Annotated in this window: 11 protein-coding genes and 1 tRNA gene; 6 read left to right on the forward strand and 6 right to left on the reverse strand. The window is 32.6% G+C overall.

What is annotated here, in order from left to right; genetic code table 11:
* Positions 1 to 37 precede the first annotated feature (37 nt).
* The 3 genes from J3U74_RS11140 to J3U74_RS11150 form a co-directional block, all read right to left on the reverse strand.
* On the reverse strand, positions 38 to 511 hold the full coding sequence (locus J3U74_RS11140; RefSeq protein ID WP_220217435.1) for a PTS system mannose/fructose/N-acetylgalactosamine-transporter subunit IIB: 474 nt from the start codon (positions 509 to 511) through the stop codon (positions 38 to 40).
* Between the two features lie 10 nt (positions 512 to 521).
* The gene (locus J3U74_RS11145; RefSeq protein WP_267329202.1) at positions 522 to 953 is read right to left on the reverse strand and encodes a PTS sugar transporter subunit IIA; all 432 of its coding nucleotides are present in this window, start codon (positions 951 to 953) and stop codon (positions 522 to 524) included.
* Positions 954 to 1,222: 269 nt separating this feature from the next.
* Positions 1,223 to 2,065: a MurR/RpiR family transcriptional regulator gene (locus tag J3U74_RS11150; RefSeq protein ID WP_220217433.1), complete on the reverse strand. Its 843-nt coding sequence runs from the start codon at positions 2,063 to 2,065 to the stop codon at positions 1,223 to 1,225.
* A gap of 400 nt (positions 2,066 to 2,465) precedes the next feature.
* Here J3U74_RS11150 and J3U74_RS11155 point away from each other — a divergent pair.
* Positions 2,466 to 2,539: transfer RNA gene (locus J3U74_RS11155), tRNA-Cys, on the forward strand.
* Between the two features lie 184 nt (positions 2,540 to 2,723).
* Here the strand turns inward: J3U74_RS11155 and J3U74_RS11160 are convergent.
* The 3 genes from J3U74_RS11160 to J3U74_RS11165 all read right to left on the reverse strand — a co-directional run bounded on the left by J3U74_RS11160 (position 2,724) and on the right by J3U74_RS11165 (position 3,920).
* On the reverse strand, positions 2,724 to 3,344 hold the full coding sequence (locus J3U74_RS11160) for a P63C domain-containing protein (protein WP_267329201.1): 621 nt from the start codon (positions 3,342 to 3,344) through the stop codon (positions 2,724 to 2,726).
* Between the two features lie 140 nt (positions 3,345 to 3,484).
* Complete coding sequence (gene yidD, locus J3U74_RS12485; RefSeq protein WP_324099754.1) at positions 3,485 to 3,688, reverse strand: membrane protein insertion efficiency factor YidD; 204 nt, start codon at positions 3,686 to 3,688, stop codon at positions 3,485 to 3,487.
* The gene (locus J3U74_RS11165) at positions 3,675 to 3,920 is read right to left on the reverse strand and encodes a DUF4177 domain-containing protein (protein WP_220217427.1); all 246 of its coding nucleotides are present in this window, start codon (positions 3,918 to 3,920) and stop codon (positions 3,675 to 3,677) included. The genes yidD and J3U74_RS11165 overlap by 14 nt, the downstream gene beginning before the upstream one ends.
* A gap of 667 nt (positions 3,921 to 4,587) precedes the next feature.
* Here J3U74_RS11165 and J3U74_RS11170 point away from each other — a divergent pair.
* The 5 genes from J3U74_RS11170 to J3U74_RS11190 form a co-directional block, all read left to right on the forward strand.
* Positions 4,588 to 4,797: a helix-turn-helix transcriptional regulator gene (locus J3U74_RS11170; RefSeq protein WP_267329200.1), complete on the forward strand. Its 210-nt coding sequence runs from the start codon at positions 4,588 to 4,590 to the stop codon at positions 4,795 to 4,797.
* 55 nt (positions 4,798 to 4,852) lie between these two features.
* On the forward strand, positions 4,853 to 5,170 hold the full coding sequence (locus tag J3U74_RS11175; protein WP_267329199.1) for a phage regulatory CII family protein: 318 nt from the start codon (positions 4,853 to 4,855) through the stop codon (positions 5,168 to 5,170).
* A gap of 5 nt (positions 5,171 to 5,175) precedes the next feature.
* On the forward strand, positions 5,176 to 5,352 hold the full coding sequence (locus J3U74_RS11180; protein ID WP_267329198.1) for a hypothetical protein: 177 nt from the start codon (positions 5,176 to 5,178) through the stop codon (positions 5,350 to 5,352).
* A gap of 169 nt (positions 5,353 to 5,521) precedes the next feature.
* Entirely contained in the window at positions 5,522 to 5,980 is a 459-nt protein-coding gene (locus J3U74_RS11185; RefSeq protein WP_267329197.1) for a hypothetical protein, read from the forward strand.
* Positions 5,981 to 6,108: 128 nt separating this feature from the next.
* On the forward strand, positions 6,109 to 6,367 hold a 259-nt coding region (locus J3U74_RS11190; protein ID WP_267338040.1), incomplete at its 3' end, for a hypothetical protein.

Below are 6,367 nucleotides of genomic sequence, written 5' to 3' on the forward strand. Positions count from 1 at the left end.
ACCTCCAAATTTTTAGATAAAACTTTAAATAATTAGATTAGTTAAGTAGGGTTTTCAGATCGACAACAGGATCTTTGGGTACCATCTGAACTTCAACTTCGACATTATTGGCTATAATATTTTTAAATGCTTGTTCTTCCTCAGCTGTCACCGATACCGCCCTTGATAATTGATGTCGACCATCTTGCATTCGCATCCCACCGACATTGAGCTTGTCAATTTTCAGACCACCTTCGATCAATTTGTTAACATCAATACTATTTGTAAAAAGTAACATCGTACGTTTTTTAATTTCGGTTTTTTTCAATATGTCGATAAATTGTGAAACGCCAAAGACCAATACTTTTAAATCTGGTGGGGCAGACATGGTAAGTACCGATTGCTGAACTTTATCAGCGGCAACTTTATCATTAATAATCAATACTTGTTCAATATCAAAATTTTTTACCCAAGTTGTGATAACTTGTCCATGAATCAAACGATCATCAATTCTTGCTACATTAATTGGCATGGTGTTCTCCTTACAAATCTATAGATGTTTCACGCTGAGAATCTAGTACTTGTCGTACGTCAATACAGCTTTGTGGAAAGACTTCTTCAATGGCTGATTTAACATCATTAAGCGTACCTTCTCGATTATTTAAAACTTCAAGCAAAACCGGAATATTAAAACCACAAAATAACAGGACATCATCATGATTTAACAACAGTTCGCCAGCCAAATTACACGGCGTTCCCCCTAAGATGTCGACCAAGATAATTACACCTTTACCGCTATTAAGCTGCTGATAACTGTCATGCATTTGTTGCCTTAAATTGTCAATATTACTATCGATCAAAACCGATATAACGTCGATATTTTGCTGTTCCCCCATAAGCATCTGCGCACATTCAAGCGCTCCTTGAGCAAATGGTCCATGGCTAGCTAAAATAATGGGAATTTGTGTTTGCATTTTTATTTCCTTTTTTTAACTACATTTGAAATGGTTGTAACAATGTTACTTTAAATATTATTTTATTTAGTAATAAAATTACATCTAAGCAAAATATAAGTCATCTCTTTTTTGTGAGATTTTTAGAAATTTGTGAAGTTGATCATGTTTATTGAAATTTTTTAATCGATTTTATCAGCGCTAAAAATTAGCTAATTTGGTGAGCAAGCAGAAGATGAGTTAATGTGATTTCTATAGCAAAGACAGAAGGGCACTTATCACGTTTAAATTTAGCGATGAGGATATTTACGCTCTTCACGATTTTGGGTTTGTAACAACAAGCGTTCATCATATTTTCGGATAAATAGATTGGTAACCAGCATATTGATGACTGAAAGTTGAGAAATTTTTGAACGAATCGGAATTAAACGGGAAGCATGTTCCGTTGATGTAGTATGTAAAATCACTTCCGCTAATAAAGAGACCTGACTTTGTCCCATTTTGGTAATTGCAATCGAAGGAACACTATTTTTTCTGGCCAATTTCAATAAATCGATACATTCCGGTGTTTCGCCCGAATGTGAAATAATGATAACAAGATCATTTTTATCTAATGTATTCGCGATACTTTTTTGAATATGCGAATCGAAATGACAGCTAACATCTTTTTTAATTTTAATTAATTGATATTCCAGTTCTTTTCCAACCAATCCACTGCTACTGGTGCCATAAATAATAATCTTATTACTTTTAATAATAAGATCGATTGCTTTATTTAGCGATTCGATATTCACCATAGAGTAGGTTTCATCAATTGAGGATTTTTCCATAGCTTGCACTTTGCTATTAACGTCTTGTAAGGAGTCATTAAGATTGATGTCGTCTTGAAGTATTTCAGCATTGATTTTTCGAGGAATTGAAGAGATCAGATCAACTTTAAAATCACTAAATCCGTTATAACCCAATTTATTGCAAAGGCGTAGAATTGTTGTGGTGCTGACATGATTTAATTTGGCTAATGACTGTATGCTCATATTTTTAAGCGCTTGTGTATTCGCTTGAATATATTGAGCGACGGCAAGCTCTTTTTCTGAAAGATCTTTTTTCACCTCTCTAAGTTTTAAATCAATCATGGCTTACCTCAAATTTAAATATGGCTATGTGGAGTATACAAAATTAGCGAGTAAATTGTAAAAAATTATAAGATAAAAAAGTTGTCTGTAATATCTAAATTTAAATTAAGTCCCTTTTGCTCAATATGGCAATGCTTAAGTTAACAGTCGTGTTGGGGTAAAATAATACCTAAAACAATCAGGACAAATTATTTATTTAGATGAATTTAAACGATATGCATGCCATGCAATGTGTGTTTTTATACTAAAACGTATATAAAATCTGAAACTTCTTGACAAAAAAGCCTAGATTGTAAAATTTATTGCGAAAAACGATGACTGCTGTAATTATAAGCTATTTAAACTTGACGTCTAAACAAGGCGATGCTAATATTTGCCACCTATTCAGATAGACCTTAACGGCGCGTTGGCAGAGTGGCCATGCTGCGGATTGCAAATCCGTCTACCTCGGTTCGACTCCGGGACGCGCCTCCATTAAAATATCAAATAAATCAATAAATTAAAAAAGTAACCGACCAGAAAATTAAAACACTTGGAATATACTTAGAATATGAAGTTAGAAAAAATCTTCTTTTTGGAGTGAGTTTAGCGTCGGTGTAACTTCAACGATTTGTTTTCTCAAGTGCTCCCGTCCAACATCAGAAGTTAAAGATTGATGTCATCTATATTTCCAGTTCCCATTTTCTGTTTTTCCAATATTCTCTTTTACTTTTTCAATTACACCTCTAGGCATTTGGTCATATATGTATTTAATGGTCAATTTGCCGATAAATGAAGGTTTATTTTTAATATATTTAGGTATAAATGGTAAATCCCACAATCTAAAAATTTCTTTATAGAAATCATCCCTAAATGTCAGTTGCCATTTCAATATTTCTTCTGAGACATAAGCAGTTAGAATTTTTTGTAATTCAAATCTTTCTCTTTCATATTGATAGCCGGTAGCCTCGTCTATTAAGGCTACAATCCCAACTCTAGCAAAACCCCTAATCAATATTTCACATTGATCAGCAATGATTTTCTGTCTCGTGGATAAATTGATATTATTTCTAGCCTCGAGAAATGCCTCACAAATATCAGCGAGTATTGTTGCCTCATAACCATTAATTTTTTGATTCCCTTTATAACACTCAATTGGGTTGTAGTGGTCAAGGCTTTTGTCCTTATAAATAAAGGTTTCGAGCGTTTTTTGATTCAAATATCTGGCCAACCTTGTCCCTGATTTCGTTTCATGCTCTTCTTGCAACTTCAATGCATTTTGCATCGCGTTACCAGACAAAACCCTAGTTCCATTCGTTAAAACATAACATGGTATTATTGTTTCACCCAAAACAATTTCACGTTCATGGATTATATTTCTTTTTTCCTTTAAACTATTCCTTCTGCTCTTTTTATTTAAAAAAACCGCCGAAGCGGTTGTTACGGATAATCTTTGCCGCCATTTGGTGGTTTACATCTCATTAATCTACCTAATGTCATTTTCCACCCTTTTAATACGCCATATTTTTCAATTGCTAATAAGGCATATTCTGAGCAAGACGGTTCGAATCTACATGCTGAGCGAATGCGATTGGGGGCTATCGCTCTATATAGATATATTAATTTAAAATTAAGCCACTTCACGTCTAAAGATAATCACATAATAAATAGAATATTCTTCTTTCTTTCCTAAAAGAGCAGCAAGACACCCTGGAGATGTTCTTACTCCAACGCTCTCAACGCTTACAAATTCCCAATTATCGTTGGCTTTGTTATTTATTATTTCACGCAAATAAGCTCCAGCTTCATTGCCTTTATCCTTTTTTCCTACATTAATATTTGGTGGGATTTGAACTGTTTCATAAATATAACTCACTGTTTTCTCCTTAAATTATTATTTAATATATATCTAATCATGATTATAGTTTTGTTAAACAAAAACAATCGAAGTGGTTAGCCGTGTTTTCTCAATAATATTGATTGACTTAGCATTACTTTACCATTTATATAAAGTTGGTCAATTCATCTTCGCTTATATCCCATTCTTTGTATTTTTTATTATTTGTAATCGCTTAACATACATAATTTTACAAAATGTAAATACATATATTCCATCTTCGTTAAATTCTTTTTTTGGAACATCTATATAGATCGAGTCGCCACTTAAAACGTGCCTTGCATTGAATCGCCCGATATATTTATAACTTTTAAATTTTCAGTATTCACTCCATTAAATAGGTCTTTTGCTTGCTCTGAATCATATTCTATTAATTTAATCACTTCCTTTATATCCGAATTTAGGTAGGCCGCTCCTACGCTAGCTTTAATATCTAAACCCTCAATTTTTCGGCAAGGCTTTCTTGTGTTTCGCCAATATCTTGCATTCTTTTTTTAATTATATTTTTACAAGTATTCACAAGCTCCTCCAGCTTTAATTATTACGGAATGTATTAAATTAACAACCAACAAAATGTAATTATCACTGAAATAATAAATTACATAATGTAATACTTATGCTCATAACAATAATTAAGGTATCTGTTATGGACAAAATTAAGGAATTTAGAGAGCAGTTGGGTATCACTCAAGAAGAGCTAGCCAAAGCAATAAACACGTCTCAAGGTGCGATTTTTTATTATGAAAATAGTCGTCGAAATATTGACTTAAAAACATGCCGAAATATTACTGGCTTTTTTATCATCTTAGGATTGAACATTTCTTTGGATGATGTTTTTCCACCCGACGCCGCCTAATTAATACTATATGTAATATCTATTTTAAAAGTAATCCAACGGAAAAGGTAAAAAGATGGGAAACCAAAGAGAACTTGTAATTGAAATGCTTAAGTATGTTAAGGGGGGGCAAGCTGTTGCTGCATCTTACCTAGGAATTTCGCTTCCTGTTTTTAAAGATCGTCTATATGAAAACAAAGGGACACGATTTTTTACTTGTGATGAACTTTTAGCATTACAAGAGTTAAGTGAAACAACGTTGGTTGCAGATTATTTTGCAAGAGCAGTGGGCTGCATAGTTATAAAAAAAACTAATGTTGCTAAAGCAGGAAGTTATGACCTTTTTGAATCAATGTTAAGTATTGGAATAGCAAGAGGTGAGTATGGAGCATAAATTCAATGTACCGAGTCGGTGAAGGTGGCAAACAGTATTTAATACCAGGCGAAAACGGACGAGTATTAAGCAATCGACAAATCATTTCCAATCAAGGTCAAAACATACAATGGAATTTTATTGTAGAAAATCATGTAAGTGGTGTTGAAGTTAGTAAGCCATCAATTGATTATGAAAATTAAATTATCAGAACCGCAGTAACACAAGCAAAACGAGAGATCGTTAATGATATTAAAGAGCATACAGGCGTAGTTTGGCAAGCCATATCGAGCACAACAAATGTCCAATCTAAATTATAATTGATATTAAATAATAAATTTCATACCATTACCTAAAATTTAAGGAGATGATATGAAAAAAATTTCATTGCTTGGATTAATCGGGTTTGTTTTAACTGGCTGTGGAGATGATAAGGTTACTAAAGAGTATCTTGTTGGTAAATGGAAGTGTGATCTTACAAGTTATAGGATAAAATTTCAGAATGAAAAATTTGTCGACTATGTAAAAGACGGCCTTAATGTTTCACTTACTGAAGAATATAAAATTGAAAATGAGAAATTATATATATTTGATGAGGAAAATAATAACTGGATAGAAAGTGATGTAATTGATGAATATTCAGGGAAACTTAAATCACATGAACAAGAAGATGTTAATCACAGCTTTACACACACAATCAAAAAAGAATCACAAAATAAATTTACTAAAACAGAAGAACATATAGCAACCCATAAAGATAATGAATTGAACCAAGATAATAAAAAAAATTACAAGATAAATGCAGTAGCAACTTGCAATAGAATAGAATAATTGACTGCCCAAAAAAAGTTTACCGCCGAGTAGGTGGGTTAGAAAAGTTATTAGAAATAATTAGTTAATTACAATTTATATCAACCCGCTTCGGCGGGTTTTTTATTATCTAAAAAACAGGAGTGATAATGAATGATTATCCATTAGAGCAAAAAACAGTGCAGCTAAGCACTTATTCAAGACAACAAAAGGCTCAGTTTTCAACAATAGAAACACGAAGCGGTAAACTCTATTTTAAACGTATAGCGCAAGAACAGCCGATTTTAAGAGATATTAGTTTTGTTTTATTGGATTATGAAGCACAAATTTTTTTACATTGGTTTAATAACGTTTTAAAAAAAGGGTTTTTACCATTTGATATAAAATTGGCGACGGAATGGGATTCGT

It is taken from the genome of Gilliamella sp. B3892 (assembly GCF_026536305.1).
Classification (GTDB): Bacteria; Pseudomonadota; Gammaproteobacteria; order Enterobacterales; family Orbaceae; genus Gilliamella.